Here is a 26,240-nt window from a genome sequence, read left to right as displayed (position 1 = left end):
TCTACACTCCCGGGCAACCCATTTCCCTTGCGCTGGACCCTTTCGGTCCTGGCGCCGCGAGCCGCTACATGACCGAAGCTTCCAGCCCTACGACCCTGCTTTCTCGCTTGGATGGCCTGTCCGCCCCGGAGCTGAGACGCCTACTTGTTGAGCACCTTACGAAACGCAGGCTGGGGCTGACTTGGGAACGTGACCTAATTGCCCACGATGCCGCCCTTAATGCCGACATCGTCTTGCCGAGACAAGTGCCCGCGTGGAGTCTGCGTCCGCAAGGGATGTCTGCCGACGCCTGTCACCACAATCTCGTCATTGAGGGCGACAACTTCGACGCGCTGCGGCTGCTGAAGTCGACGCACACCGGGCGTATCCGCGTGATCTATATCGACCCACCGTACAACACAGGTAACAAGGACTGGGTCTACAACGATCGCTTCGTCAGTAAGACAGATCGCTGGCGGCATTCGCAATGGTTGGAATGGCTGTATCAACGGCTGATGTTGGCCCGTGACCTGCTCGCGCCTGATGGCGTGATCTTGGTGTCAATCAACGATGACAACCGCGCGCGTCTAGAGTTGCTGATGGACGAGGTGTTTCCGGGGCGACGACTTGGGAGCCTTGTTTGGCGTACGCGCCAAGGGTCGATGGACGCTACAAATGGTTTTAGTGGCGACCATGAGCATGTGCTCGTGTACTGCAATCCCGGTTTCGAGTTCGTTGGCAATGCCCGCGACGAAACGAAGTACACCAACCCCGACAATGATCCCCGCGGGCCGTGGGGCAATCAAATGTTGATTCAGTCAAAAAATGCAAAACAGCGGCCCGAGGCCTATTACCCAATCCGAAATCCGGCAACAGATACTTGGTACTTGTGCGACCCCGACACCGTGTGGCGCTTCTCGTCCAAGACCCGCCCGCTGAAGAAAAAGAAGCTCCAGGCTGATCCGATTGAAACCATCATTCAAGAGGAGCGGATTCTCTGGCCTGCGAACGAAGACGTCGTGGTGTACGAGAGCAAGGAGGCGTTGATGGCTGCAATTAAAGCAGGCACGGCGCCGAAGGAGTTGCGCATCTACACCCAAATAAAAGCCCTTGAAAAGCTGGCCCCCAAGGATGAGAAGGTCGCCCGCCTACTCACCTACATTGAACCAATTGACGTTTGGGTCGGACGGAAACTCGGTTACGGGCGCCCCCGCTACAAGCGCTTCAGGGAAAGCCTTAAGCGCGATGCCAACCCGTTGTCGTCCTGGCTGCAATCGGCCGCAGAGCCAACCCGGGATGATGAGGGTCTCGACGACGTCGTGCAGCTCGTTACCGGCGGAACGTCCGAAGGCACAGCGATGCTCAGTCAGATTCTGGGCAACAAGGACTTCCCTTATCCGAAGCCGTTGTCGCTCATCAAGGGCCTGTTGGCCCAATCGATGCGGCCAACCGATGTGGTCCTCGACTTCTTTGCAGGTTCCGGAACTACGGCTCATGCGGTTTTAGAACTGAATTCCGAAGACAATGGGAAGCGGCGTTTCATTCTTTGCGCTAGTACCGAGGCTACTAGCAAGGAGCCCGACAAAAATTTGTGTCGCGACGTGTGCGCCGAACGCGTGCGCAGGATCAGTTCTGGGTTGGCCGGTGAGCCGGGTTTCACGGTGGAGCAGGGCGGCGAATTCGCTTATGTCCAGCTTGACCGGGTCGCGCCGGCTGACATCCCCTTTGAGACAACTCCCGAACACGTAACCGCGCTTTTGAGCCTCAGGCTAACGCAAACGGTGCCCGCGGATGCCGAAGCTATGCCGGTTAGACGCATCGCACGCGCGGGTGACTGCGACATCCTGTTGTGCAACGAGGTTAGTGCGGAGTCGATTGCCACACTGACGGGTTGGTCAAACGTGCATGGCGTTGCCCGAATCGCCGTTTACACCGAGCGGCCGGATTCCTTGGCTGAAGTGTTGGCGGATCGAGGCACCGATGCTGAGTGCTACGGAATCTACGATGCGTTGCGTCAAGGCCAGGCTGGAGGTAAGGCATGAGCGCGCTCAGCATCACAACGGCGCAGTCCGACGCGTTGGTGCCGGTTGGGTTCCAGCGCGCGATCATCGACAACATGTCTGCCGCTCTACTGCGTCAGCCTTCACCTCCTTGCCTTCTGAGGGCGCCCACGGGCTCTGGCAAGACCTTCATGTTGGCTGGCGTGCTCGACAAAGTGTCGGCTGCAAGCCCAACGATCTGGCTGTGGTTTGTGCCGTTTGTCAACCTTGTGCATCAAACCGAAGACTCGTTGTTGGCCAACGCGCCGGGGCTTGCGCCGACATTGCTGACGCGCGGTCGCAATCAAGAGCCCGCCGCAGGCACGGTCTTGCTATCAACTGCGCAGGCAGTAGCGCGCGCGAAGGACCGGCGCGCCGGATACGCCAACGACGCAGACGACGAAAGAACGACGATGGAGGCATTTGTCGCGCTGGCGCGTGCGCGTGGATTGAAAATCGGATTGGTAGTGGACGAGGCGCATATCGGTCTAGACCATGGAACGGAGTTCGGCCAGTTCGCGTATTGGTTGGAGCCTGATTACCTCGTTATGGCCACCGCCACCCCAAAAGATGCGCGGCTGGATGAATTCTTCGCAAAGGCGGGTAAGGGGACTCGGGAGGTTTTCGTTGTCAGCCGGGCTCAAGTTGTAGAAGCGCGTCTTAACAAGCGCTACGTCGAGGCAGTTGTTTACGATCTTCGCCACAGCGTTTCTTCAATCGCGGACCTCAAACGCACCGTGCTGCGTCAGGCCTGGCTTCAGCACCAATGGCTGAAGCATCGGCTGCGTGAAGCGGGCATCGACCTCACGCCTCTTTTGCTGGTGCAAGTAGCGAATGGTGAAAAAACTGTCGAAGATGCTCAACGTGAACTTGTGCAGCTTTGCCGAGTTCCCGCGAATGTAATTGGCACGCACTCGGCCGACGACCCTGACCCCGTCCTAATGGCGGCGATTGCGAACGACCATTCGAAGGAAGTATTGATTTTCAAACAGTCGGCGGGTACGGGGTTCGACGCGCCGCGGGCGTTCGTCCTTGCGTCCACGAAACCGGTCAATGACGCTGACTTCGCGATGCAGTTCATAGGTCGAGTTATGCGAGTCGCTGCCGCAATCAGGATGGCGTATCCGAAACCGACCCCAATCCCGCCAGAGTTGGATACCGCCTACGTCTACCTCGCCGACGCCGAAGCGCAACAAGGCTTTCAGTCGGCGGTGAACGCGAGCTTGGCGGTCAAAAGCCAATTGGAAGGCCAAACCGAGCACATGGTCGAGCGCAGAACTCTTTCCGGCGCGGCGGTCTATACGAACCGCATCACGCCGCAGTTTCCGATCACGTACGAGCAACCGCCGTCCGCTTGGGAGCCATTGCCACAGTCTGAGGCGTTCGCGACGAGTGATTCACGTGATCAAGGCAACTTGTTCGGTGTAGGTGCCGGTGATGTCGCGGACGATTTCGGTTCGACGCTGATGGCTCGGGATCGCGTTGCGACGGAGGGCTCGTCTCCAACTTCTCCGCCGATCGATGAAAAGGCGTTGCTGGATTACCTTCAGGCAAAGGGTCTCAAAGCCTATCCGCGCAACAACGGTCTGCGCATGGCGCCGGGTGTCCTCCAACAAGAGACGCGGCCAATCCTCGCAAACATGGGTGAGGTTTCGCGACAAGCGTCAACGCACTTGCCCATTGACGACTCGCTCGTCGCGGTTGCCACCAGGGCTGCATATAACCTTCTTCGCGAAAGAGAAGTTCACACAGAGCTGACGGTGGGCTCGCGTCGGGAAGCCGAGGTGACCATCATTACCGATCGAGGCGCACTTCTGCGCGAGGCAGAAGCCTGCCTTCGTAGGATGCCGCAGGTTGAAGATGCAGACGTGCGAATCATCATTGGCACCCTCGCCAACCGCTTGCGACCACACGTGGAGCAGCCACCCGTCGATGTAGGGGACGCCACGCGCGACGAAAAACAATTGGATCGGCTCGCGCGTGATGCGGCTTGTTGGGTGATCCGCCGTCAGTCCCAAGTCCTCGCTGAGGTTATGCAGGAAATGGTCGCGCGCTTCGCCACCGTCAACGATGCCGGCCCCCTTCCTGATGCCATGTTGTATCCGTTGGCGCATGCACTGAAGCCCTCACGGCGAAACCTATACGGTGCAGTTCCCCCGCTAAAGGATCGAGTCGAGGCGGACCGTAATGACCTCGGCATCGATGCGCAAACCGCATTGGCGGCCAGCACTCTCGCGCACGCCGGCGGCGTGCTTCGGGTTGGCAGTTACGACGGATCAACAGCGCTCAACCAAGAAGAGCGAGAGTTCATTGAGGCCCTCGATCGTGACGATGCTGTCTTATGGTGGCACCGCAATCCTGATCGAAAGCCGTGGTCCGTGCGCCTCGTTCGGGGCGACCACAGCAACTATTTCTATCCTGACTTCGTAGTCTGTTTGGAATATCCCGCAGGCCAGAAAATCATGACGCGCCTGGTTGAGACCAAGGAGAGCACCAAGGATGCGGCGCGCAAATCACGGCGGGTTCCGAAGGTGTATGGCAAGGTCATGTTTGTGACCCGCGATAACGAGACCCTGCGTGTTGTGAACGACGACGGGAGCCTAGGCTTGGTGCTCGACTGGGATAACCTCGGTCCCGGGTGGGATTGGCTGCTTGCCAATGCGGCCGAACCGCAGGAGAAGTAGTTTCAACGTTTGCGTTGCCGGGGGCAGGTAAACGGCGGCAACGGGTCGCGTCATTGCCTACTGAGCGGTTGGGTTTTATTTGAACGGCTGTGGGCGGCCGGTTGGCGTCGACCCGCAGGTTTTATTTCTATCCCCCCCCCGGTATGTCCGTCCCAGCGGCGGCAAGGTCACGTTGTCAGCCCGCGCGAACCGCATCCGACGCGTGAGCGGATGCGCGACAGTCCGCGCACGGTTTCGCAGCTCACCCAGAGCACCCCTTGGGGGCCGGATTGCCGTCACAAGCGTCACAAGTGTCGCGGCCGGCCAATTCACCTTCGGCGGGTGACGCTTGTGACGAATGTGACGTGTCCGCGGGGGAGTCAGTCAGGACTGGCGCAGGCCTTCTCGTGCAAATGCGCCTGGGCTTCGACGTACTGGGTGTAACCGAATTGAGTGGAGTAGTTGTTTGGGCCGCGCACCACGAAGCCCACGGTGATCTCGGTGCTTCGATATTCGTTTGGGACTTTCAGGACGAACAATGAGAAGGCGCCATGTGTGAGCAATGGCATTTCGCGCATCTTCGGCGGCGTGATTCGCTGAGAGCCCATGTCGATCGAGCGACTGTCGGACGGCGCAAATGATGCGTAGCGACGCACGGCTGTCAATCCCACCAGCGGGCTATCTGGGCGGGCAGTTTGGCGGTGAGTTCACGGGCAGGTAGCGCGCGAACGTATCGTTGAAGGTCGCGCGCCGGTAACCCCGAACCTGATTCTTGCCGTCAGGGCGCGTGCGCTCGGCGGCAATGTCATAGCGGCGGAGCATGCGTGCCAGGCCGCGGGCGTCCAGCGGCGCGCCCTTCAGATCCGCCCAAGGGGCATCGTTCAAACTCAGCTCGTCACCGGCGCCGTCGCGGCCGTAGGAAGCCTCCCCGGTCAAGCGGGCCAGTAGTTCGGCGGTGGGTAGAAAGTCCGCGGTGGCGAAGACCAGCCGGATGTCAGCCAGCAAACGCACCCCCAAGGTCACGGATTGGGCATTTCGCTCCGCAAAATCGACGGAAGCAGCGCGTGCACGCTCCGGCCAGGCGCCGCCGACTTCGTCGGCGATCGCGATCAACGGCTCCCAGAGCTCGGCGACGCGGTCTGTTACACCGGGGGGCAGATCTGGGTACGCGGCCCCGACAATAGAACCGACTGTCTCCGCCCATAACGCCAGGCGGTCGCGGATCGCATGTCCTTGCGGCTCATGCACCCGCTCGCGGAACGGTTCGACCGGCTCGCTCGGGGCGCGACGGCGCATCTTCACGATCAGCGCGCGGGACAGCACCGTCTCGGGCAGGTTGCCTAGCCCGGCAAGTGCGACCGGCGCAAACACGTCGAAGTGATGAACGTCGTGCTTGGGGCCGACGCAACGAGGCACCTTGGCGCCGCGCTTGTAGCCGACATTGATCAGCGCGCGAAGATCCTCGTGCGTGTCGTTCTTGCCGGTGCTGCCGAAGATCGTGTCGACCTCGTCGAACAGCAAAGACACCGGGCCCGCGCCCATGCTGCGGAAGATGGCGGCCGCACTCGCGCCGAACGCGAACATCGGAGCGCGTACCAGTAGGTTGAGGACCTCCAGCACGCGTGTCTTACCCGATCCGGGCTCAGGGCTGAGCAGAGCTAGCCGCGGAGAGGTGTGTAGGTGCTGGGCAAGATGCGAATGCGCGGCCCAGAGCGTGACCGCTACATAGTCCGCGGACGTCGGGAGCGCGCAGAAGCGGCGAACGAATTGCTCTGCCTCATCGAGCAGCTCGGCCCCCGCCGTCGCTTGCCGCAATGGATCGGGCGCTGCATGTGTGGGTGGCGGCACGGTCGCTGCGGTCTCGTGCCAAGCGGCCTCAACGACTTCGTCGCCGTCGATCAGCGCTTTCATTTCCAGCGCCTTGCGCCAGTCGCGCGTCACTGAGTCGGCTGGGCTGACCATCTCAAGTCCCCACCGGCGGCGGGTGCTTCTGCGGCCTACCGCGGCCGCGCTTCACGGGTGCGGCAGGTTGGGGCTCCGGCGACGCAGCGGCAGCAACGCGCGCTTCGATCCATGCGTCGACACTGGCTTCGGGCCATGCGACGCAGCGACTTCGCTCGCCAAGTTCAAGGTGGATCGGTGCGGGAAAGCGCCCGGCGCGCACCGCGCGGAAGAGCGAAGTTCGGGACAGCCCGGTACGGTGCTTGACCTCGGGGAAACGTAGTAAGCGTGGGGCGGTCCGTCTGGACATTTGCGGCACCTCATGGAGCGGGTGCCACCTAAATAGTCCGATTTTCCCTGCCGTGTAACCGTGGGCTTAGTGCACTAAGCCTACGGGTTGGGGTCCTCGGTTCTGCCGAGCAGTTGGGAACGTAGTGTTGTGGTCGATTCAAGGTGCTTGCGCACATTCGCCGACAGGGTCTCGACGCGTCGCCTATTGATCGCGTCGATCTGCGCCGCGTTCGGTTCCGCGTCCTGGGCGTCGATTGCGGCCAGCACCCACCGACAGGCGGCCATGCGTCCCATGCCGGTTGCAACCATCACGTCGACCACCCATAGCACCCGCCCATCGTCGGCGGTGCCGCGCCGGCCGCTCTCCCGTTCCAGCACCGCTGCGAGTTCCTGGCACTCGGCCCGCTCCGCGTCCGTCGAATACCCTTTTTCGCTGCCGACCGGCAACAGCGCGCGCGCGCGCCACTGCAACGCCTGATACAGCGCGCGCAACTTCGCCCCTTCTGAAAGCGGTGGCAGGCGCTTCATGTCCGGCGCGTCTTGCGCCTAATGGGTGTGACGGTGCCGCCGGTGCGCAGCATGTCGCAGTGGTCGGCCCATGCAGCCATCATCCCCGTCCGCTCGGGCAGGCGGTGGGAACGGTTGTAGATGCCGCGAACCTGATTCTTGTCCACGTGCGCGAGCTGTAGTTCGATCAAGGCGCTATCCCAGCCGAGTTCGTGGAGCAAGGTGCTGGCGGTGCTGCGGAATCCGTGCGCGACGTGTTGATCGCCGTCGAAGCCCAGCGCGCGCAGGGCCGCGTTGAGTGTGTTCTCGGACATGGGCCGCGCGTGGCCGCGCAGCGACGGAAAGACGTACGGACCGTCGCCGGTCAGCACGTGCAAGTCGCGCAAGATTGAAATTACTTGCGGGGGCAGCGGCACGAGATGCTCACGCCTCATTTTCATGCGCGCGGCGGGAAGTCGCCACAGCGCCGCGTCGAGGTCCAATTCTTCCCAGCGCATCGCGCGCAGCTCGCCGGGCCGCTGAAACAAGTAGACCGACAACTTGAGCGCGGCGAGCGTGACGGGCTGGCCGGTGTACCCCCAGCACGCGCGCAACAGTGCAGCAACCTGGCGAGGCTCAGTGATGGCCGCCCGACTCCGCGTCGCTTTCGCCTTCAGCGCGCCGCGCAGGTCGGCGGTCGGGTCACGCTCGGCGCGGCCGGTGGCGACCGCGTATCGACACACTTGCCCAACCTTAACTTTCAGGCGGTGTGCCGTTTCTAGGTGTCCGCGCGCTTCGACCTTGCGCAGCGCCGCCAGCACGCGCGGGGCAGTTAGTTCTGCGATCGGCACCGCGCTTAGATCGGGCGCCAGACCGAACAGCCACTCCGTTTTCGCGAGGGTAACGGGGGCCAGAACATCGCGCTGGCGGCCAAGCCACTCGTCGGCGACGACCCCGAACGTGGTCGCTGCCGCGCGCTCGGCAATCTTGACCCGCTGACGTTCCGCCATCGGGTCGCGGCCATCCCGCATAGCGCGTCGGGCTTCGTCGCGGCGTAGTCGCGCCTCAGAAAGCGCGACCTCGGGGAACACGCCGAGCGCCATCAGCCGTTCGCGCCCGTCGTGGCGATACTTCAGGCGCCAGTAGCGCGCGCCGTTTGGCTTCACGTCCAAGTGCAACCCACCACCGTCGAAATGTTTGCCCGGCGCTGCGGTTTTGATCCCTGTGGCGGTCAATTTCCCGGTCGACATCGGTACCCCCAACTTCGGGGCGGGGCGGGGGGATATCCCCAAATCTACCCCCGCCGCGTTGAGACTCCATGGTATCTCGCGAACTCGCAAGAAACAAAAAACCCCGCATTTGCGGGGCTTTTATGAACGTCTGGAACTTCTTGGAACCTTCTGGAACTTGGCTTTGGTGCCGGAAGTGGGACTCGAACCCACACGCTTTTAAGGGCGGCGGATTTTGAGTCCGCTGCGTCTACCGATTCCGCCATTCCGGCGCGGGCGCGCAGTATAGCCGAGCCGCTTCGCCAGTCAGAAGCCGCCGTAACGGGCCATCGCTGCAGCCAGCACGAAGATCGCCGCCACCCCCGCCAGTTCGATCCGCAGGATCGTGCGCGTGCGGGCCAGCATGGCGGTGTCGGGGACGAAGCCGGGCTGCGTCCGCTGCGCCTTCCGCCACCGCGAGTAGCGCACGGTCGGAATGATCGACAGCAACCCCACCAGCACGAAGGTGCCGAACTTGGCGTGGAACCAGGGGTTGTGCAGGTAGAAGTCCGCGCCCTTCAGGCCGAAGAACACGCGGCACAGGCCGACGATGAGCAAGGCACCCGCGCAGGCGCCGTAGCCGGCGTCGAGCTTCGCGAGGCGGGGAACGGTGGCGGCTTCGAGCGGGCCGCGCAGCAGCACGGCCTGGGCGACGAGCATCGCTGTCAGCGCGAAAACCAGCAGATGGTGGAGGGCGGCGAGGCCGAGGTCCGTCGCCACGCGGGTCAGGCCGCTTCGTCGGTGGCGAGTTCGGCGCTTTCGCGCACGAACCATTCACCGCGCTGCGGCACGAACTTGGAGCAGCACTCCATCGGCGCCTTGTAGATGTGCAGCGAGACGGCGATCTGGTCGGCGCTGGCGTTGCGGATGGTGTGGTACTCGTGCGGCGGGATCAGGCTGCCGGCGCTGCCGGGGCCCGCATGGATGCCGCCGGCGGCGCGGAAATGGAAGCGCTCGCCATCGCGTTCGAGCAGTTCGAACTGCACGATCTCCAGTTCGCCGTCCCACACGCCTTCCACGCACCACAGACCCGAATGGTCGTGCAGAGGGGTGCCCTGGCCGGGACCCCAGGTCATCGCGACGACGCTGTAGCCGTGTTCGGCGCTGCGGTAGAGCTCGCGGCGCGCGTAGTGGTCCTGGATCGGGTCGTGCACGCAGGCGGGCAGCTGCACGTCGCGGTCCTTGATCATCCGGCACAGCGTGTTGCGCAGCGCGGCGGTGATCGCATGCTCGTCGCCCGCGGCAACGGCGGCGTCGATGGCGGCCACGAACTTGTCGCGCCCCGGGAAGTCGACGTCCGGACAGTCGTGGCTGGCAGGTTGCGCGTTCATGGTGGTGCCTTCTGCGGTCGGTCGTTCAGGTGGGGGGCGGGGGCGATTCTACTCAGGCCGCCGACAGGAAATCGCGAACCGCCGGCCCGAAACGCGCAATGTCCACCAGGAACGCGTCGTGGCCCTGCGGGGAGGGCAGCGGCAGGAACCCGGCAGAGGCGCCCGCGGCGCCCAGGCCGTGTGCGATCTCTTCCTGTTGCTGCAGCGGGAACAAAATGTCGGTCTGCACCCCGATCGCCAACGCGCGTTCCACGCGGATGCGGCCGAGGGCGGTTTCCACCGTGCCGTTGCCATGCTCGGCGAGGTCGAACCAATCCATCGAACGGCTGAGGTAGAGATAACAGTTGGGATCGAAGCGGCGCACGAAGCGGCGCGCATGGCCTTCGAGGTAACTCTCCACTTCGAACTCGAGCCCGAACGGTTCCTCGTCCTCGCGCCGGTCCGAATCCAGCCGCACGCGCCCGAAGCGGCCGTCCCACTCCAGCGCCGAGCGATACGTGATGACGCCGAGCTTGCGCGCCATGCGCATGCCCGCTTCGGGGTAATGCGTTTCGTCGTTGTAGTTGCCGTGGTCCCACTGCGGGTCCAGTCGGATTGCTTCGCGTTGCAGCGAGCGGATCGCGATGGAGAACGGCAATGCGCGCGTCGCGCCGGAAATATTGATGTGCGTGCGTGCCGAACCGGGATGCAGCGCCAGGTAGGCAAGCGCCACCATGCCGCCCATCGAATTGCCGATGAGGCACGCCAGGCGCTCGATGCCCAAACCCTTCACCACTTCGAATGCGGCATTCGCGCCGTCCTCGATGCTCAACTCGGGAAACGCGAGTCGATACCGCTCACCGGTGTCCGGGTTCAACGAGGCGGGCCCGGTGGACCCTTTGCAACTGCCGAGCGAGTTGGTGCACACGACGAACCAGCGGTTCGTATCGATGGGCTTGTCGGGCCCGACCATCGCATCCCACCAGCCCGGTTCCGGATTGGCTTCGCTGGAGGCGGCGTGCGCGTCGGGCGACAGGCCGGTGAGGATGAGGATGGCGTTGTCGCGCGCCGCGTTGAGCGTGCCCCAGGTTTCATAGGCCATGCGCGCGCCATGCAGCGCGCCGCCGCGCTTCATCGCGAAAGGCGAGGGCAGGGCGAAGAACTGCGTGCCGGGCGGGATGAATTCGGTCATGCGGTCCGTCGTTCCGTGGCGGGCTTGGCGCGGTTTAGCTTAATCGCGAACGGCTGAGATCGTCAGGTCGACCGGATTGGCGCTCGGCAGGCTGACGCGCGCCGGGCGCGATTCGAGGTCGCCGGTTGCCGGGATCGCATCGCCGCTGGCGGAGATGCGCGCGAGCACTTCGACTTCGCCGGCCGCGGAGAGCTTTGCCGTCGGCATCGGGCTGTCGCTGTCGTCGAGCACGATGTCCAGCGGGAGCTCCTGCAGCGTGTGGCGTTCGACCGCGACCGGCATCGGCGGGCCGCCGGCCGCACGCGCGATCACGAAGACCGTGGCGTCACCGCGCAGGCGCACGCGCGCCGCGAGGTCGGGATCGAGTGCCACGCGCACGCGCAGGCCGCCTTGTGCGGGCGCGGCCGTGGCCACGGGTTTCGGCAGCGGTGCGAGCCCCGCGGCCTTGCGTGCATCGTCGATCTGCGGGCGCAGCGTCGCCGCGGTGTTCGCATCGACCATCGCGAGCAAGGGCTCCCAGGTCTTCGCCGCTTCCGCATCGTGTCCGGCCTGGCGCTGCGCGATGCCGAGGAACCAGCGCGCGCGCTGGTGCTGCGGTTGCAGCGCGATGGCCTGCTCGAGGTAACGCACGCCCTGTTCGTCGAACATGCGCTGCGGCCCGGCGAGCGCGCGCGACTGCGCGGCCTCGACCAGCACGTCGGGTTCCTTCGGCGCGAGCGAAGCCGCATGCGCATAGGCATCCCGCGCTTCGGCGAAGCGTTGTTCGGTGGTGAGCGCCTGGCCGAGCAGGCGCCAGCCGTCGGCCTGTTTCGGATCCTTCGCCAGCTGCGCCTGCAATTCGGAGATCGCATCGTCGAGCGTCTGCGGCTGCGCGACGAGGTTGGCCGAATCCAGCGCCGCCGGCGTGCCGACCACGCGATACAGCGCGAAGGTCGCGAGGGCGAAGGCCAGCGCGATGCCGATCACCGCGCCGCGCGATTCGCGCCACAGCGGATGCAGCAGGACGGCGAGCACGCCAAGGGAAAGCGCCGCGCCCAGGGCGGCGAATTGCAACGTCATGGACATCACCACTCCTGGTCCGTGTCGTCGGCGACGGGGCCGCGCGCGGTGGCGCGCTTGCGCACGATGCGCGACAGCACGAAGCCGCCGCCGAGCAGCAGCAGGCCCGGTCCGAGCCACAACAGCCAGGTGCTGCGTTCCACCCGCGGGCGGTACAGCACGAACTCGCCGTAACGCGCGACCAGGAATTCCTTGATCTCCGCATCGCTGCGCCCTTCGCGCATCAGCGCGAGCACTTCGCGGCGCAGGTCGAAGGCGATCTGCGCGTTGGAGTCGGCGAGCGACTGGTTCTGGCACATCACGCAGCGCAGTTCGCTGACGAGCGCGTGGAAGCGGGCTTCTTCGCGCGCGTCGTGGAATTGCAGCGGTGCGACGTCGGTGCCGACCTGCGCATGCGCGAACGGCGCGGCGAACAGCGCGGCGATCGCCAGCAGGCACGCGAGCACGAGCTTCACGGCTTCGCCCCTTCGTGCTGCGGGTCGATGGCATCCAGCGCCGGGACCAGTTCGCCTGCGATCAACGCGTCGGTGAGCGGGCCCACGTGCTTCCAGCGGATCGTGCCGTTCGCATCGACGAGGAAGGTTTCCGGCGCGCCGTAGATGCCCCAGTCGATGGCCGATTTGCCTTCGATGTCGGCGATGACCACCCAGTAGGGATTGCCGAACTGGTCGAGCCAGCGCAGCGCATCGCCGCGTTCGTCCTTCCAGTTGAAACCGACGATGCGCACGCGCTTGGTTTCGGCGAAGCGCGTGAGCACCGGATGTTCGTCGCGGCACGACGGGCACCAGCTGCCCCACACGTTGAGCACGAAGGGCGCGCCCTTGAGGTCGGCGAGGGTGACGTGGCGTTCGGGTTCGTGCAGCACCGGCAGCGAGAATTGCGGCGCGGGCTTGTCGATGAGCGGCGAGGGCAGCGCTTCGCGATCCGGGTTGCGGCTCAGCCACACGCCGGCGGCGAGCAGCAATGCGAGCGCGGCGAAGATCGCCAGCGGAATCCAGCGCGCGGCGGGCGTGGACGGCGTGCTCATGCCTTCTCCTCGCGACGGAAGCGACGATCGGTGGCGGTGATGAAACCACCGAGTGCCATGAACAGCGCACCGAGCCAGATCCAGCGCACGAAGGGTTTCTCGTGCACGCGCACGGCCCAGGCCTCGCCGCCGAGCGGTTCGCCCAGCGCGACGTACAGGTCGCCGCGCAGGCCCGGTGCGATGCCCGCCTCGGTCATCACCTGGCCGCCGCTCGCGTAGCGGCGCTTCTCCGGATGCAGCGTGGTGATCAGGCGATCGCCGTCGAAGATGCGCACGGTGCCGTGGTCGGCTTCGTAGTTCGGGCCCTGGCGATGCTGCACGCCATCGAACACGAAGGTCTTGTTGCCGAGGGCGACCGTGCCGCCCGGTGCGAGCGCGAGTTCACGCTGCTGCGCCAGGCCTTCGACCAGCAGCGCGCCGATCAGGAACACGGCGATGCCCACGTGCGCAAAGGTCATGCCGACCATTTCGGGCGTGAAGCGACGGCCCTGCGAATTGAAGCGCGTCCACACGAAGCGCGCGGTGCCCGCGGCGACCCACGTCGCACCCGCGAGACCGGCGGCGACTTTCCATGGCCCTTGCGGCGCGAGGAAGAACGTCGCAACGCCCACGCCGATGGCGAGACCCGCCCACGGCACGAGCATCGCGAACGGACGCGAGGCCTGTTCGCGCTGCCACTTCGTCAGCGGCCCGAACGGCAGCAGGGCCACCAGCGGCGCCATCAGCAAAGTGAACAACAGCGCGAAGTAGGGCGGCCCGACGGAAATCTTGCCGAGTTCCAGTGCATCGGCGAGCAGCGGATACAGCGTGCCGATCAGCACCATCGCGCACGCGGTGGAGAGCAGGAGGTTGTTCGCGAGCAGCAGCGTTTCGCGCGAGGAGGCCGCGAACGGTGCGCCATCGTTGTCGCTCGGCGCGCGCAGCGCGTACAGCAGCAGCGAGCCACCGACGACCGTGCCCAGGAAGATCAGGATGAACAAGCCGCGCATCGGATCCGCGGCGAAGGCATGCACGCTGGTCAGCACGCCCGAACGCACGAGGAAGGTGCCGAGCAGCGAGAGCGAGAACGTGGCGATGGCGAGCAGCAGGGTCCAGCCGCGGAAGCTCCCGCGCTTTTCCGTCACGGCCTGCGAATGCAGCAGCGCCGCGCCGGCGAGCCACGGCATGAAGCTCGCGTTCTCCACCGGATCCCAGAACCACCAGCCGCCCCAACCGAGTTCGTAATAGGCCCACCACGAACCGAGCGCGATGCCGCAGGTGAGGAAGCCCCACGCGACGTTGGTCCACGGCCGCGTCCAGCGCAGCCAGCGCGTATCGACCTTGCCGTCGAGCAGCGCCGCGATCGCGAAGGCGAACGGCACCGAGAAGCCCACGTAGCCGAGGTACAGCATCGGCGGGTGGATGATCATCCCCGGGTCCTGCAGCAGGGGATTCAGATCGCGGCCTTCCATCGCGGCAGGCAGCAGGCGTTCGAAGGGATTGCTGGTGAACAGCAGGAACGCGAGGAAGCCCACCGCGACCAGGCCCATCACGCCGAGCACGCGCGCGATCACCGGCAACGGCAGGCGCTGCGAGAAGCGCGCGACCGCCGCGGTCCACAGCGAGAGGATCAGCGCCCACAACAGCAGCGAGCCTTCGTGCGCGCCCCACACAGCGGTGTAGCGATACACCATCGGCAGCAAGGAGTTGCTGTTGGTCGCCACGTAGCGCAGCGAGAAATCCTGCGTGGTGAAGGCGTGCGTCAGGATCGCGAAGGCGAGCGCGACGAGCCCGAACTGCAGGTAGGCCGCGGGCCGCGCGACCTGCATCCACGAGGTGCGTCCACGCTGCGCGCCGAGCAGCGGCAGCACCGCCTGCATGCCGGCGACGAGCAGGGCGAGGACGAGCGCGACTTGTCCGAGTTCGGCGAGCACTTACTGCGCGCCCTCGGCGGGCAGGTCCGCGGCAGGCGCGACGTCGTGCTTGCGGTGCGCCTTGCCCATCTTGTCCGCGACTTCCTTCGGCATGTAGGTCTCGTCGTGCTTGGCCAGCACTTCCTCGGCCACGAAGGTGTCGCCGCGCATGCGGCCGGTGGCGACGACGGCCTGCTTCTCGCGGAACAGGTCGGGCAGGATGCCGGTGAAGACGACGGGCAGTTGCGCATCGCCGTCGTCGACGCGGAAGTGCGCTTCCATCGACCCCTGCGCACGCGTGAACGAACCCGCGGCGACCATGCCGCCGAGGCGGAAGCGCGCCTGGCCCGAACGCACGGCGTCGCCGGCGCTGCCGCTGGTCACTTCCGACGGCGTGTAGAGATAGGCGACGTTGCGCTGCAGGGCGAGGGCGACGAGCGCGGTGGCGATGCCGGCGGCGATCACGATGGCGACGACCAGCCAGAGGCGGCGCTTGCGGGTGGGGTTCATTCGGAAACAGACCTGCTCAATTCATCGGAAGCGGGACGCGACTGCGCGCGCGCGGCGCGCAGGCGGGCGGCCCGAAGTTGTCGTGCCAGATCGATGCGCGGCGCGACGAAATCCCACAGCAGCACGAGGAAGAACACCCCGTACGCGGCGATGACGTAGTTCTGGTAGCTCATCGCGACGCCTCCGTGCCGCGCGCCAGGCGCAGCACCCAGTCCTTGCCGGCTTCGCGGCGCAGGTTGTCGGCGCGCGCACGCGCCAGCAGCGAACCGATGAACCACAGCTTGGTGGCGATGATCATCGCGAACAGCGGCGGCAACATGCTCGCGTCCATGTGCGACTTGCCGAACAGGCTGATCGTCTGGCCCTGGTGCAGCGAGTTCCACCACACCACCGAGTAACGGATCACCGGCAACAGCGCGACGCCGACGATGGCGAGCAGGCCCGCGGCGCGCGCGGCGCTACGTCGGTCCTCGATCGCGTTGTACAGGCCGATCACGCCGAGGTAGAGGAACAGCAGGATCAGTTCCGTCGTCAGGCGCGGATCCCAGTCCCACCACGTGCCCCACATCGGCTTGCCCCAGATCGAACCGGTGGCGAGCGTGATCACGGTGAACGCGGCCCCGATCGGCGCGCAAGCCATCGCGAGGATCTCGCACAGCTTGATGCGCCAGATGAGCGCGATCGCCGAATAGAACGCCATGAGCCCGAACACGAACAGGCTCATCCACGCGGCGGGCACGTGGATATAGAGGATGCGGAAGCTGTCGCCCTGCTGGTAATCGGCCGGCACCTGGAACAGCGCGGCCCACAGCCCGTAGGCCATGACCAGGGCGCCGAGGATGTAGGCGACCGGCGTCCAGCGCGCGGCGAAGCGATCGAAGTAGGGCGGCGAGCCGAGTTGGTGGAACCAGCGGACGAGCGGATGCATGTCGGGTCAGGTCAGTGCGATGCGGATCGCGGCAGCGGCGGCGAGCGGTGCCAGCACGAGCGCGAGCACGAGGCCTGCGCCGAGCAGCAACAACGGTGCGGTGGCATCCAGTCCCTGCGCCGCGACCGCGACGCTGCCTGCGCCGAACACCAGCACGGGCACGTACAGCGGCAGCGCGAGCAGCGCGACAAGGATACCGGAGCGACGCATGCCGACAGTTAACGCTGCGACGACCGCGCCGAGGAGGCTGAGGAGGGGGGTGCCCAGCGCGAGCGAGCCCAGGAGGACGGGCAGCTGTTCGCGCGGCAGGTGCAGGAGTTCGCCGAGCAGGGGCGTGGCGATGAGCAGGGGCAGGGCGGTGGTCGCCCAATGCATGAAGGTGCGCACCAGCACGAGCCAGGACAGCGGCACCGGGGCCAGCATCCATTGCTCGAGCGAGCCGTCCTCGGCGTCGCCGCGGAACAGCGTATCGAGTGCGAGCAGGCCGGCGAGCAGGGCCGCGAGCCACAACACCGGCGCGGCAACGCGTTCCAGCGCACGCGCCTCGCCCCCGAGCGCGAGCGCAAACAGCACGACCACCAGCAAGGCGAACAGCGCCGGCTGCAGCGCATCGCCGCGGCGGCGCCACAACAGGCGCGCGTCGCGGGCGATCAGGGCCCTGGCCGCCGACGCCATCATGCGGCGCGCTCCAGCTGCAGCATGCGCGTGCGCACCGGCGGCGCCGCATAGGCGCCGTGCGTGGTCAGCAGGACCGCGCCGCCTTCGCGCAGGTGCGCCTGCACCATGCGGTTCACGAGGTTGATGCCTTCCAGGTCCAGGTTGGCGTAGGGCTCGTCGAGCAGCCAGAGCGGCGCGGGTGCGAGCCAGAGGCGGGCGAGCGACAAACGCTTCTTCTGCCCGGCCGAGAGTTGTCGCGCGAGCGTGTCCTCGTAACCGGCCAGGCCCACGATCGCCAGCGCATGCTCGGGCAGCTGCCCCTTGCGACGGCCGTGCAGGCCGCACAGGAAATGCAGGTTCTCCAGTGCCGTGAGATCCGCCTTCAGCGCCGGCAGGTGGCCGAGGTAGGCGATGGCGCGGGCGCGCAGGCCCGGCGCCGCGGGGCGGCCGTCGATATCGATCGTGCCTTCATCGGCGCGCAGCAGGCCGGCGAGCACGCGCAGCAGCGTGGTCTTGCCCGCGCCGTTGTCGCCTTGCACCAGCAGGGCCTCGCCCGCGTCGACGGAGAACGCGAGGGGGCCGAAGACCGGTTGTTCGTTGCGCGCGAAGCGCAGGCCGCGTGCGGCGAGCAGCGGCGGAGGCGTGGACATCGCGGAGTCGGCAAGGAATTGGGATCGGCCAGGGGCCGACCGGAGCGGCCATTCTACCGGGTCGGTGCGCCGGTCTTGCCGGAGGGCGCGGTCCCCGTCGGCGCGCGGGCCGGGGCGATGCGGCCCGTCCAGTCGACGAAATCGCGCGGCTTGGCCGTCAGCGGCTGCGCCGCGTACATGCGAAGCCGCACCGGCTGGCCGCGTTGCCAGGCCAGAGTGCCCAGCTGGCCGTAGCGCAGGGCCAGGCCATCGAAATCGACATCCGTCATGTCCATCACCACCCAGCTCGGCTCGCGCCAGCTGCGGTTGGGGGCGGAACAGAAACCCGGGCGGAAGGGCAGGCCGCTGGCGATCAGCGCGGTGTGCAGGGCCTCGTCGGCGCGACGGTTCACCGAATCGGCGCGCGGGATCGATTGCGGGTCCCAGGCCGACAACAGCCCGAAACGCTTGCACTTGGGGAAGAAGGCCTCCAGCTCGGCCGCGGTCTGGCCGATGCGCAGCTGGCGCCATTCGCCGTCCAGCTCCCAGCGATACTCGGCCGCGTAATACGCGTCGAGCAGGGTGGCGATGCGGAGGTCGTTCTGGAGGGACATAGGGCGGCAGGTTTAACCGAATGGGGCAGCGTCCGTAAACTGGCCCGTCCAACCCTCACATTCGCACCCGCAACGGAAGGCCCATGCGCGTCCAGACCAAGCTGCCCAAGGTCGGCACCACCATCTTCACGGTGATGTCCCAACTGGCGATGGAGCACAAAGCGGTGAACCTCGGCCAGGGGTTCCCGGATTTCCCGGTGCCCGACGCCCTGGTCGAATCGCTCGACCGCGCCATGCGCGCCGGGCACAACCAGTACGCGCCGATGACCGGCATCCCCGCGCTGCGCCAGGCCATCGCGCACAAGACCGAGCGCGTCTACGGCTGGCGCCCGGATGCCGACAGCGAAGTGACCGTGACCTCCGGTGCGAGCGAAGCGATCTTCGACGCGATCCTCGCGGTCGTGCGCGCGGGCGACGAGGTCATCGTCCTCGACCCCTGCTACGACTGCTACGAACCGGCGATCGACCTGGCCGGCGCCCGCGCCGTGCACGTCTCGCTGGATCCGCAGACCTTCGCGCCCGACTGGGCGAAGGTGCGCGCGGCGGTCACCCCGCGTACGCGCATGCTGATGATCAACAGCCCGCACAACCCGTCCGGCGCGATGCTCTCGCAGGCGGACATGCGCGAGGTCGCGGCCATCGTGCGCGAGCACGACCTGCTGCTGCTCTCCGACGAGGTGTACGAACACATCGTCTTCGACGGCGCGCGCCATGAATCCGCGTTGCGTTATCCGGAATTGCGCGACCGCACCTTCGTCGTCTCCAGCTTCGGCAAGACCTACCACTGCACGGGCTGGAAGGTCGGCTACTGCATCGCGCCGCCGGCGCTGAGTGCCGAATTCCGCAAGGTCCACCAATACAACGTGTTCTGCACCTTCGCGCCGGCGCAGCATGCCTTCGCGGAGATGATCGAACAGCATCCGGCGCACTACGACGAACTCGGCGCGTTCTACGAGGCCAAGCGCGACCACTTCGCCGAACAGTTGCGCAGCACGCGGCTGAAGCCGCTGCCCGTGCCGGGCGGTTACTTCCAGCTCGTCGACTATTCCGCGGTGAGCGACCTGGACGATCTCGCGTTCTGTCGCTGGCTCACCACCGAACATGGCGTGGCGGCGATCCCGCTCTCGCCGTTCTACGAGACCCCGCCGGCCGGGCAGCGCCTCGCGCGCCTGTGCTTCGCCAAGAATGCGGCGACGCTGGATGCGGCGATCGAACGTCTGCGTCGGCTTTGAAGGAGCACACCTTGGACAACCTTCGTATTTCGCTGGTGCAGGGCGACACGCGTTGGCACGACCCCGCGGCCAACCGCGACTACTACGGCCACCTGCTCGCACCGCTGCACCAGACCACCGACCTCGTGCTGCTGCCGGAAACCTTCACCAGCGGCTTCAGCAACGACGCGATCTCGCAGGCCGAAACGATGGACGGCCCGACGATCGCGTGGCTGCGCGAACAGTCGAAGGCGATCGACGCGGCGATCTGCGGCAGCGTGCAGATCCGTGACGGCAAGGGCGTCTACAACCGCCTGTGCTTCGTCACGCCCGATGGCGAACTGAAGACCTACGACAAGCGCCACCTGTTCCGTTACGCGAAGGAGCACGAACGCTACGCCGCCGGCCGCGACCGCATCACCGTCGAATGGAAGGGTTGGCGCATCTGCCCGCTGGTCTGCTACGACCTGCGCTTCCCGGTGTTCTCGCGCAACCGCTTCGACGTCGAACGCAAGGGCGGGCTCGACTACGACCTGTTGCTGTACGTCGCGAACTGGCCGTCGGCGCGCGCGCATGCCTGGAACTTGTTGCTGCGCGCGCGTGCGGTGGAAAACCTGTGCTTCGTCGCCGGCCTCAACCGCGTGGGCACCGACGGCAACGGCCTGCATTACTCGGGCGAGAGCGCTGTCATCGATTTCCAGGGTCGCGCGATGAGCGAATGCGCGGACGAGGAGGTCGTGGTGACGACGACGCTCCCCGCCCGCGAACTGCTCGCGCATCGCGAGCACTTCCCCGCGATGTTCGACGCCGACGCGTTCGAACTGCGCTGAGCCTCAGGCCGCCTTCTGCGCGGCCTTCGCAAGGCGCGGGAACAAGGCTTCTGCGTTCCCGCGTTCGATCGCGTACGACATGGCCGCGTCGAGCACCGGGCTCGCGTCCAGCGCCTTGTTCTCGTGCACCACCGTCATCTCCGGCATCATCGGCCAATCGCTGCCGTACAGCAGGTGGCCGGGCCGGGCCAGCGTGGTCAGCGCCGCGAGCGTCGCCGGATGCGTGGACAGCGCGGTGTCGAAGTACAACTGCTTCATGTAGTGCTCCACGCCCTTCGGCACGTCGCCGACACCCAGCATCGCACTCAGTTCCATGCGCATCGTGATGTAGGGAATGGTGCCGCCGGCGTGCGACACGATGAACCGGATGTTCGGATAGCGCTCCATGGTGCCGCTGTAGATCAGGTTGGCGACCGCGCGCGTGGTGTCCATCACGAACTCCACCACGCCCCACGGGATGTCGAGCTTCGGCACGATGCTGCCCGGCACGACGGTGCTCGGGTGGATGTGCACGATGGCCTTGCGGCGGTCGAGTTCCTGGAAGAACTCTTCGAAATCCGGGTCGCCGGGGTACTGCACGCCGACGCTGCTCATGATCTGCACGCCGTCGAGCTTGAGCACATCGAGTGCGTACTCGAGTTCGCGGCAGGCCGCATGCGTGTCGGGCAGGGGCATCGCGGCGAACGCGCCGAAGCGCGAGGGCTCGTCCTGCACGATGCGCGCCATGTACTCGTTCGCGTGGCGCGCCCAATGCACCGCGGCGGCGATGTCGCCCCAGTACACGCCGGGGACGACCGATCCCACGGCCTGCGCGATGCCGTTGCGCGCCATCGTTTCGCGCGCGAGGTCGAGGTTCCATTCGGGAATCTTGGGGCCACCGGTCCACTTCGCGCCGCGTGCGGCGAGGTCGGCGACGAACTCCGGCGGGAGGAAATGGTGGTGGACGTCGAGGCGTTGCTTGCTCATGTCGGGTCTCGCTGCTTGGGGGAACGTTTGGAAATCACCAGGAGAACGCGACGCCGAGCGTCGGTCCCTGGAAGTGGATGTCGTCGAGGTGGCGGTCCTGGCCGAAGTCGTAATCGAGGCGGCGATAGGTGAGGAACACATCGCCCCAATGCGCGGCGTAGCCGATGCCGGCGCTGGCGTTCCAGGTGAGGTCGGTCGCGCCGGTGCCCACGTCGGCGTACCAGGGCACGAACCACTGCTTGCGTTCGCCGAAGTAGGTGCGGCCCTTCAGTCCGACGATGCCGTCCCAGCTCGCCTTGCTCTGCTTGTTCGTGCCGGTGCGCAGCGTGCCTGCGACGTCGCTGTTGAAGTCCCAGTCCAGTTGCACGGTGGCGTCGAGGAAGCGACCGCCGAACAACGCGTCGATGGTGGTGTTGGGCGATTCGTAAAAGCGATACGTGCCGGCGAGCGTGAGCGCGAGGGCTTCGATGTCGAGCGAGGCATCGGCGTACGTGCCGGGCGGCAACGGCTGGCGGCCGGCGAGGATGGCGCGCGTGCCGAACACATGCTGGCCGAGGTCCATGTAGACCGCGTCGGCGTAGCCGCCCCAGCGCCCCTTGCGGGTTTCGAAACTCGCCATGCCCGCGAAGTCGGTGTGCGAGATGAGGTCGCCGGCGTCCATCTCGAGCGGAAGCTCACCGCCGCTCGGAATGCGCGCGTGGCCACCGACATCGGGGAAGAAGCCGTAGAGGCTGGTGCGGAACTGCCATTCCTCGGATGGCTGGTCGAAGCGATCCTGGGCGAAGGACAGGCCGGGGACGAAGCACAGCGCCACGATGTGCGCTGCAAGCAGGGAACGACGGGATCGGAACGACATGGGGGCGACTCGGGTGGGGTGCCCGAATGGATTGCACGTCGCGTGCCAAGCGTCCGATGCGCGCAAGTCGTTGATGCGATTGAAGGCGCGTGGGGTGTCCGCGACAAGCTGGTGGCTGTGGATCGCCAATGTGGCGATGCATCGCCAGCCGTTGCGCCTGGCTACAGCCGATGCCGCTCGATCCGCGATCGCAGCTGCGCGCGCGTGATCCCGAGCAGCCGCGCGGCCTGCGATTTGTTCTGGCCGGCGCGCGCGAGGGCATCGACGATGAGGGCGCGTTCCGCATCGCCCAGGGATTGCGCGCGCGAGGCATCGAAATGCACGGTCGCTTGCCGGTCGCGCGCCGCGCCGTTCGCAGCGGCACCGATCCCCATCGGCAGGTGCGCCGCGGTGACCAGACCGCCCTCGCACAGGATCACCGCGCGTTCGATCGCATTGCGCAACTCGCGCACGTTGCCCGGCCAGTCGTGCGCGACGAGCGAAGCGAGCGCCGCGTCGTCGATGCCGGCCGCCGGGCGCCCCACGTTGCGGCCGCTTTCCTCGAGGAAGGCGTCGATGAGCAGCGGGATGTCCTCGCGTCGTTCGCGCAAAGACGGCAAGGGCAGGTCGAACACGGCCAGCCGGTAGAACAGGTCTTCGCGGAAGGTGCCGCGCTCGATTGCCTGCGGCAAGTTGCGATGCGTGGCGGCGAGCACCCGCACGTCCGCGTGCAGCGTGCGCGTGCCGCCGAGCCGCTGGAACTCGCGCTCCTGCAGCACGCGCAGGAACTTGGCCTGCACCGTGGGGCTCATCTCCGCCACTTCATCCAGGAACAGCACGCCGCCGGCGGCCTGCTCGAGCTTGCCCGTGCGCGTGGCGACGGCGCCGGTGAACGCGCCGCGCTCGTGGCCGAACAGTTCGGACTCCAGCAACTGTTCGGGCAAGGCGGCGCAATTGAGCGCGATGAAGGGACCGTCGCGCCGCGCGGAACCGCGATGGATGAAGCGCGCGATCACTTCCTTGCCCGTGCCGGATTCGCCGCTCAGCAGCACGGTGGTGTCGGTCGGGGCGACCTTCGCGGCGAGGGTGAGCACGTCGCGCCAACGCGCCGACTGGCCGAGTGCGCGATGCGGGCTGCGCGATTCCAGTTCTTCGGCGAGCGCCTGCACGCGGCGTTCGAGGTGCTCGGCGCGCGCACGCGCTTCCGCACTGCGGCTCGTCTCTTCGGCCAGCGTTTCCGCCAGGCCCTGGTGCGCGAGCGCGAGCGAGGCGAGTTCGGCGATGACGAGCAGGGCACTGGCGTGCGACTCGTCGAACGCATCGGGAGCGTGCGAGACCAGCAGCACCGAGCCCAGCCGTTGGCGCCCATGCCCGAGGGGCACGCGCAGCGCCGAACGATAACCACGCTCCAGCGCGAGCTTGTCGAGCATGTAGGCCGGGTCGAGGTGTTGCGCGGTATCGCGCATCAACACCACGAAGCGTTCTTCGTCGGGCCAGAAGGCCGGCGAATAGCCGCTGCGCGGAAAGATGCGGCCGACCAGGCCCTTGGGCTCCGCTTCGCCCGCCGCCGCCACCGCCTGCACCGATCCATCTTCGAGCAGCCGCACGATGCCCATCGCATCGAAGGGCACGAGGGTCCTGCAGGCATCGGCCACGCGATCCCACACGTCGCGCACTTCCAGCGAATCGGCGATCGCACGCGCGATGCCCGCGAGTGCGGCGTGCAGGTCGGTCTGCGACTCGACGGTGGCCATACGGCCGAGTCTACCTCCGCCTGCAACGATTCGTTGCGCAGGTGGGTGACCGAACATCGGCCGTTCCATGCGTTCATTCGGGCGGGATTTCCCCAACGCATCCGAGATGTCCGACATGACCGATTCAACGAAGACCATTGCCGTCGTCGGTGCCACCGGCGCCCAGGGCGGCGGCCTGGCCCGCGCCATCCTCGACGATCCCAAGGGCGGTTTCCGCGTCCGCGCCATCACACGCCACGCCGACTCCGACAAGGCGCGCGCACTCGCGGCGGCAGGTGCGGAGGTGGTCGCCGCCGACCTCGACGACGAAGCCAGCCTGGAACGCGCGTTGAAGGGGGCGTATGGCGCGTTCTTCGTCACCAACTTCTGGGAGCACTTCTCGCCGGACAAGGAACTCGCGCAGGCGCGCAACCTGGCGCAGGCCGCGAAGGCCGCGGGCGTGAAGCACATCGTGTGGTCCACGCTGGAAGACACCCGCAAGAAAGTGCCGCTGTCCGACGACCGCATGCCGACGCTGATGGAGAAATACAAAGTCCCGCACTTCGATGCGAAGGGCGAATCGGACGCGCTGTTCGAAGGCCTGCCGACGACGTGGCTGGCGACGTCCTTCTACTGGGACAACCTCATCTATTTCGGCATGAACCCGAAACCGGGCGCCGATGGCGTGCTCGAGTTCGTGCTGCCCATGGACGACGCGAAGATGCCGGGGATCGCCGCCGAAGACATCGGGCGCAGCGCGTACGGGCTCTTCCAGGCGGGCGATGCCTTCATCGGCAAGCACGTGGCCATCGCGGGCGAGCACTTGAACGGCAAGGAGATGGCGAGCGCGCTCAGCGATGCCTTGGGCCGTGAAGTGCGGCATGCGGCGGTGTCGCCGGCGCAATTCCGCGGCTTCGGTTTCCCGGGCGCGGACGACCTCGGCAACATGTTCCAGTACAAGCGCGACTTCGAGGCCGATTTCCGCGGGCCGCGCGACGTCGAGGCGACGCGCAAGCTCAATCCCCGCCTGCAATCGTTCCGCCAGTGGCTCGCGGCGAACGCGTCGCGCATTCCGACGGAGTGAGCGGCTCGCAACGCCGCGCACCGAAGTAGACCTGCTCCGCCGCCCATCGCAAGGGCGGCGAGCAGAGCAGCAGGTCGAAGGGCCAGTCGAAGGGCAGGCGGTCGTAGGCCCAACGCAGCGCGCGCTTGGTGCGGAAGCGTGGTGCGGCTTCGGCGGCGATGCGTTCGGGCGACGGGCCTTCGTGGCGTTGATGCGCGGCGATGGCGCGCCCGACCGTCCACGCATGTTCCCAGGCGGCATGGATGCCGCCGGCGGTCACGGGCGAGACGATGCCGGCGGCGTCGCCGACGAGGATCGCACCGTCGCGCGCGATCGGATCGACGGGGCCGCTGCAGGGAATCAGCCCGGCGCGCGTCGGCCCCGGCGTCAATCGCAAGGGCAGACCGCCCGCGCGACCGACGCGCAACAGGAAACCATCGATGTCGGGCACGCGCGCATGCGCCGGATCGTGGCGCAGCGCCAGGCCGGCCTGCACGCCGCCCGGATTCTGCGCGATCCATCCGATGTAGCCCGGTGCGTAGCGCTTGCTGATGAAGCAATGCAGCGCGTCGGGATGCGCGAGGCGCGCATGGGGAAACTCGTATTCGATGCCGTAGAGGAAGCCGCGCACATGCCCGAGACCACAGCGTTGCGCTACGCGCGAACGTGCACCGTCGGCGCCGACGAGCCAACGTGCGCGCCCGATGCCGTCGACCCGCCACGCATCGCCTTCGCGTCGTGCATCGCGGAATGCCGTGCCCAGGCGCAGATCGACACCGTGCAGGCGCAACTGGTCCGCAAGCCAGCGCATCACGCCGGGCGTGTCGGTGGTCAGGAAGTAACAGCCGGGTGCGGCAAGCGCGATCTGCTTGAGGCTCGGTGCGTACAAACGCACCTGTTCGACGCGGCGGACCAGCGATGCCGGCAGTTGGCCGAGCAGGGTGCGCTCGGCGGCTTCCTTCACGATGATGCCGGTGGTGCGCAGCTTGTCGCCGGGATCGCGCTTGCGCTCGAGCACGCACACGCGCAGGCCGGATTGTGCGGCGGCGAGGGCGCATGCGGCACCGGCGAAGCTCGCGCCGACGACGATGAGATCGAATTCGTTGGGCATGCGCGC

General features: G+C 66.5%; 27 protein-coding genes and 1 tRNA gene. 5 read left to right on the top strand and 23 right to left on the bottom strand.

Annotated features, from left to right (window positions below; translation table 11 throughout):
- Positions 1-68 precede the first annotated feature (68 nt).
- Together LVB87_RS13510 and LVB87_RS13505 are read left to right on the top strand one after the other, a co-directional pair.
- Entirely contained in the window at positions 69-2,021 is a 1,953-nt protein-coding gene (locus LVB87_RS13510; protein ID WP_232898476.1) for a site-specific DNA-methyltransferase, read from the top strand.
- On the top strand, positions 2,018-4,702 hold the full coding sequence (locus LVB87_RS13505; protein WP_232898475.1) for a DEAD/DEAH box helicase family protein: 2,685 nt from the start codon (positions 2,018-2,020) through the stop codon (positions 4,700-4,702). Before LVB87_RS13510 ends, LVB87_RS13505 begins: the two co-directional genes overlap by 4 nt.
- 359 nt (positions 4,703-5,061) lie before the next feature.
- Here the strand turns inward: LVB87_RS13505 and LVB87_RS13500 are convergent, their stop codons facing one another.
- From LVB87_RS13500 to LVB87_RS13410, 19 genes are all read right to left on the bottom strand, one after another.
- Complete coding sequence (locus LVB87_RS13500; protein ID WP_232898474.1) at positions 5,062-5,337, bottom strand: hypothetical protein; 276 nt, start codon at positions 5,335-5,337, stop codon at positions 5,062-5,064.
- A 22-nt stretch (positions 5,338-5,359) separates the two neighbouring features.
- A complete protein-coding gene (locus LVB87_RS13495) occupies positions 5,360-6,592 on the bottom strand; it encodes a DUF3631 domain-containing protein (protein ID WP_232898473.1) in 1,233 nt (410 codons plus the stop codon).
- Positions 6,593-6,644: 52 nt separating this feature from the next.
- The gene (locus LVB87_RS13490) at positions 6,645-6,932 is read right to left on the bottom strand and encodes an AlpA family phage regulatory protein (RefSeq protein ID WP_232898472.1); all 288 of its coding nucleotides are present in this window, start codon (positions 6,930-6,932) and stop codon (positions 6,645-6,647) included.
- Between the two features lie 80 nt (positions 6,933-7,012).
- Entirely contained in the window at positions 7,013-7,441 is a 429-nt protein-coding gene (locus LVB87_RS13485) for a hypothetical protein (RefSeq protein WP_232898471.1), read from the bottom strand.
- Positions 7,438-8,649: an integrase arm-type DNA-binding domain-containing protein gene (locus LVB87_RS13480; protein WP_232898470.1), complete on the bottom strand. Its 1,212-nt coding sequence runs from the start codon at positions 8,647-8,649 to the stop codon at positions 7,438-7,440. The genes LVB87_RS13485 and LVB87_RS13480 overlap by 4 nt, the downstream gene beginning before the upstream one ends.
- A 164-nt stretch (positions 8,650-8,813) precedes the next feature.
- A tRNA-Leu gene (locus LVB87_RS13475) sits at positions 8,814-8,900 on the bottom strand.
- Between the two features lie 34 nt (positions 8,901-8,934).
- Positions 8,935-9,387, bottom strand: a complete 453-nt coding sequence (locus LVB87_RS13470; protein WP_232898469.1) for a DUF2214 family protein — start codon at positions 9,385-9,387, stop codon at positions 8,935-8,937.
- A 5-nt stretch (positions 9,388-9,392) separates the two neighbouring features.
- Positions 9,393-9,998, bottom strand: coding sequence for a cysteine dioxygenase family protein (locus tag LVB87_RS13465; protein ID WP_232898468.1), 606 nt, complete (start codon positions 9,996-9,998; stop codon positions 9,393-9,395).
- Positions 9,999-10,050: 52 nt separating this feature from the next.
- Complete coding sequence (locus LVB87_RS13460) at positions 10,051-11,169, bottom strand: homoserine O-acetyltransferase (RefSeq protein WP_232898467.1); 1,119 nt, start codon at positions 11,167-11,169, stop codon at positions 10,051-10,053.
- Between the two features lie 39 nt (positions 11,170-11,208).
- A complete protein-coding gene (locus LVB87_RS13455) occupies positions 11,209-12,228 on the bottom strand; it encodes a tetratricopeptide repeat protein (protein WP_232898466.1) in 1,020 nt (339 codons plus the stop codon).
- Positions 12,229-12,233: 5 nt separating this feature from the next.
- Positions 12,234-12,662, bottom strand: a complete 429-nt coding sequence (locus LVB87_RS13450; RefSeq protein ID WP_232900561.1) for a cytochrome c-type biogenesis protein — start codon at positions 12,660-12,662, stop codon at positions 12,234-12,236.
- Positions 12,663-12,679: 17 nt separating this feature from the next.
- A complete protein-coding gene (locus LVB87_RS13445; protein WP_232898465.1) occupies positions 12,680-13,255 on the bottom strand; it encodes a DsbE family thiol:disulfide interchange protein in 576 nt (191 codons plus the stop codon).
- Positions 13,252-15,168: a heme lyase CcmF/NrfE family subunit gene (locus LVB87_RS13440; RefSeq protein ID WP_232898464.1), complete on the bottom strand. Its 1,917-nt coding sequence runs from the start codon at positions 15,166-15,168 to the stop codon at positions 13,252-13,254. The genes LVB87_RS13445 and LVB87_RS13440 overlap by 4 nt, the downstream gene beginning before the upstream one ends.
- Positions 15,169-15,657, bottom strand: coding sequence for a cytochrome c maturation protein CcmE (gene ccmE / locus LVB87_RS13435; RefSeq protein WP_232898463.1), 489 nt, complete (start codon positions 15,655-15,657; stop codon positions 15,169-15,171).
- A complete protein-coding gene (locus tag LVB87_RS13430) occupies positions 15,654-15,830 on the bottom strand; it encodes a heme exporter protein CcmD (RefSeq protein ID WP_232898462.1) in 177 nt (58 codons plus the stop codon). Before LVB87_RS13430 ends, ccmE begins: the two co-directional genes overlap by 4 nt.
- Complete coding sequence (locus LVB87_RS13425) at positions 15,827-16,585, bottom strand: heme ABC transporter permease (RefSeq protein ID WP_232898461.1); 759 nt, start codon at positions 16,583-16,585, stop codon at positions 15,827-15,829. The genes LVB87_RS13430 and LVB87_RS13425 overlap by 4 nt, the downstream gene beginning before the upstream one ends.
- 6 nt (positions 16,586-16,591) lie before the next feature.
- On the bottom strand, positions 16,592-17,263 hold the full coding sequence (gene ccmB / locus LVB87_RS13420) for a heme exporter protein CcmB (RefSeq protein ID WP_232898460.1): 672 nt from the start codon (positions 17,261-17,263) through the stop codon (positions 16,592-16,594).
- Positions 17,260-17,892 carry a heme ABC exporter ATP-binding protein CcmA gene (gene ccmA, locus LVB87_RS13415; RefSeq protein WP_232898459.1) on the bottom strand — a complete coding sequence of 211 codons (633 nt, stop codon included), beginning with the start codon at positions 17,890-17,892 and terminating at the stop codon, positions 17,260-17,262. The genes ccmB and ccmA overlap by 4 nt, the downstream gene beginning before the upstream one ends.
- A gap of 53 nt (positions 17,893-17,945) precedes the next feature.
- A complete protein-coding gene (locus tag LVB87_RS13410) occupies positions 17,946-18,485 on the bottom strand; it encodes a DUF3293 domain-containing protein (protein WP_232898458.1) in 540 nt (179 codons plus the stop codon).
- An 83-nt stretch (positions 18,486-18,568) separates the two neighbouring features.
- On the opposite strand from LVB87_RS13410, the gene LVB87_RS13405 reads away from it, so the two are divergent.
- Complete coding sequence (locus tag LVB87_RS13405) at positions 18,569-19,717, top strand: pyridoxal phosphate-dependent aminotransferase (RefSeq protein ID WP_232898457.1); 1,149 nt, start codon at positions 18,569-18,571, stop codon at positions 19,715-19,717.
- 11 nt (positions 19,718-19,728) lie between these two features.
- A complete protein-coding gene (locus LVB87_RS13400) occupies positions 19,729-20,526 on the top strand; it encodes an amidohydrolase (RefSeq protein WP_232898456.1) in 798 nt (265 codons plus the stop codon).
- A 3-nt stretch (positions 20,527-20,529) separates the two neighbouring features.
- Here LVB87_RS13400 and LVB87_RS13395 read toward each other — a convergent pair whose 3' ends face one another.
- The 3 genes from LVB87_RS13395 to LVB87_RS13385 all read right to left on the bottom strand — a co-directional run bounded on the left by LVB87_RS13395 (position 20,530) and on the right by LVB87_RS13385 (position 24,081).
- Complete coding sequence (locus LVB87_RS13395; RefSeq protein WP_232898455.1) at positions 20,530-21,492, bottom strand: amidohydrolase family protein; 963 nt, start codon at positions 21,490-21,492, stop codon at positions 20,530-20,532.
- Positions 21,493-21,526: 34 nt separating this feature from the next.
- A complete protein-coding gene (locus LVB87_RS13390; protein ID WP_232898454.1) occupies positions 21,527-22,348 on the bottom strand; it encodes a hypothetical protein in 822 nt (273 codons plus the stop codon).
- 161 nt (positions 22,349-22,509) lie between these two features.
- Positions 22,510-24,081: a sigma 54-interacting transcriptional regulator gene (locus LVB87_RS13385; RefSeq protein WP_232898453.1), complete on the bottom strand. Its 1,572-nt coding sequence runs from the start codon at positions 24,079-24,081 to the stop codon at positions 22,510-22,512.
- A 115-nt stretch (positions 24,082-24,196) separates the two neighbouring features.
- On the opposite strand from LVB87_RS13385, the gene LVB87_RS13380 reads away from it, so the two are divergent.
- Positions 24,197-25,144 (top strand): NmrA/HSCARG family protein, encoded by a 948-nt coding sequence (locus LVB87_RS13380; RefSeq protein WP_232898452.1) that lies wholly within the window; start codon positions 24,197-24,199, stop codon positions 25,142-25,144.
- Here LVB87_RS13380 and LVB87_RS13375 read toward each other — a convergent pair.
- Positions 25,077-26,234, bottom strand: coding sequence for an NAD(P)/FAD-dependent oxidoreductase (locus LVB87_RS13375; protein ID WP_232898451.1), 1,158 nt, complete (start codon positions 26,232-26,234; stop codon positions 25,077-25,079). The genes LVB87_RS13380 and LVB87_RS13375 overlap by 68 nt on opposite strands.
- Between the last annotated feature and the right edge of the window lie 6 nt (positions 26,235-26,240).

This window comes from Lysobacter sp. KIS68-7 (assembly GCF_021284745.1).
GTDB lineage: Bacteria > Pseudomonadota > Gammaproteobacteria > Xanthomonadales > Xanthomonadaceae > Noviluteimonas.
Note: the sequence above shows the minus strand (reverse complement) of the source record. Positions and strands in the feature narration are given on the sequence as shown.

Excerpts from the sequence above, each read along its gene's own strand:
- LVB87_RS13490 (WP_232898472.1), bottom strand. The coding sequence starts at position 6,932 with ATGTCCAGACGGACCGCCCCACGCTTACTACGTTTCCCCGAGGTCAAG.
- LVB87_RS13485 (WP_232898471.1), bottom strand. The coding sequence starts at position 7,441 with ATGAAGCGCCTGCCACCGCTTTCAGAAGGGGCGAAGTTGCGCGCGCTG.
- LVB87_RS13510 (WP_232898476.1), top strand. The coding sequence starts at position 69 with ATGACCGAAGCTTCCAGCCCTACGACCCTGCTTTCTCGCTTGGATGGC.
- ccmB (WP_232898460.1), bottom strand. The coding sequence starts at position 17,263 with ATGATGGCGTCGGCGGCCAGGGCCCTGATCGCCCGCGACGCGCGCCTG.
- LVB87_RS13445 (WP_232898465.1), bottom strand. The coding sequence starts at position 13,255 with ATGAGCACGCCGTCCACGCCCGCCGCGCGCTGGATTCCGCTGGCGATC.
- LVB87_RS13395 (WP_232898455.1), bottom strand. The coding sequence starts at position 21,492 with ATGAGCAAGCAACGCCTCGACGTCCACCACCATTTCCTCCCGCCGGAG.
- LVB87_RS13405 (WP_232898457.1), top strand. The coding sequence starts at position 18,569 with ATGCGCGTCCAGACCAAGCTGCCCAAGGTCGGCACCACCATCTTCACG.
- ccmA (WP_232898459.1), bottom strand. The coding sequence starts at position 17,892 with ATGTCCACGCCTCCGCCGCTGCTCGCCGCACGCGGCCTGCGCTTCGCG.
- ccmE (WP_232898463.1), bottom strand. The coding sequence starts at position 15,657 with ATGAACCCCACCCGCAAGCGCCGCCTCTGGCTGGTCGTCGCCATCGTG.
- LVB87_RS13505 (WP_232898475.1), top strand. The coding sequence starts at position 2,018 with ATGAGCGCGCTCAGCATCACAACGGCGCAGTCCGACGCGTTGGTGCCG.
- LVB87_RS13465 (WP_232898468.1), bottom strand. The coding sequence starts at position 9,998 with ATGAACGCGCAACCTGCCAGCCACGACTGTCCGGACGTCGACTTCCCG.
- LVB87_RS13425 (WP_232898461.1), bottom strand. The coding sequence starts at position 16,585 with ATGCATCCGCTCGTCCGCTGGTTCCACCAACTCGGCTCGCCGCCCTAC.
- LVB87_RS13375 (WP_232898451.1), bottom strand. The coding sequence starts at position 26,234 with ATGCCCAACGAATTCGATCTCATCGTCGTCGGCGCGAGCTTCGCCGGT.
- LVB87_RS13430 (WP_232898462.1), bottom strand. The coding sequence starts at position 15,830 with ATGAGCTACCAGAACTACGTCATCGCCGCGTACGGGGTGTTCTTCCTC.
- LVB87_RS13390 (WP_232898454.1), bottom strand. The coding sequence starts at position 22,348 with ATGTCGTTCCGATCCCGTCGTTCCCTGCTTGCAGCGCACATCGTGGCG.
- LVB87_RS13385 (WP_232898453.1), bottom strand. The coding sequence starts at position 24,081 with ATGGCCACCGTCGAGTCGCAGACCGACCTGCACGCCGCACTCGCGGGC.
- LVB87_RS13460 (WP_232898467.1), bottom strand. The coding sequence starts at position 11,169 with ATGACCGAATTCATCCCGCCCGGCACGCAGTTCTTCGCCCTGCCCTCG.
- LVB87_RS13455 (WP_232898466.1), bottom strand. The coding sequence starts at position 12,228 with ATGACGTTGCAATTCGCCGCCCTGGGCGCGGCGCTTTCCCTTGGCGTG.
- LVB87_RS13480 (WP_232898470.1), bottom strand. The coding sequence starts at position 8,649 with ATGTCGACCGGGAAATTGACCGCCACAGGGATCAAAACCGCAGCGCCG.
- LVB87_RS13380 (WP_232898452.1), top strand. The coding sequence starts at position 24,197 with ATGACCGATTCAACGAAGACCATTGCCGTCGTCGGTGCCACCGGCGCC.
- LVB87_RS13495 (WP_232898473.1), bottom strand. The coding sequence starts at position 6,592 with ATGAAAGCGCTGATCGACGGCGACGAAGTCGTTGAGGCCGCTTGGCAC.
- LVB87_RS13410 (WP_232898458.1), bottom strand. The coding sequence starts at position 18,485 with ATGTCCCTCCAGAACGACCTCCGCATCGCCACCCTGCTCGACGCGTAT.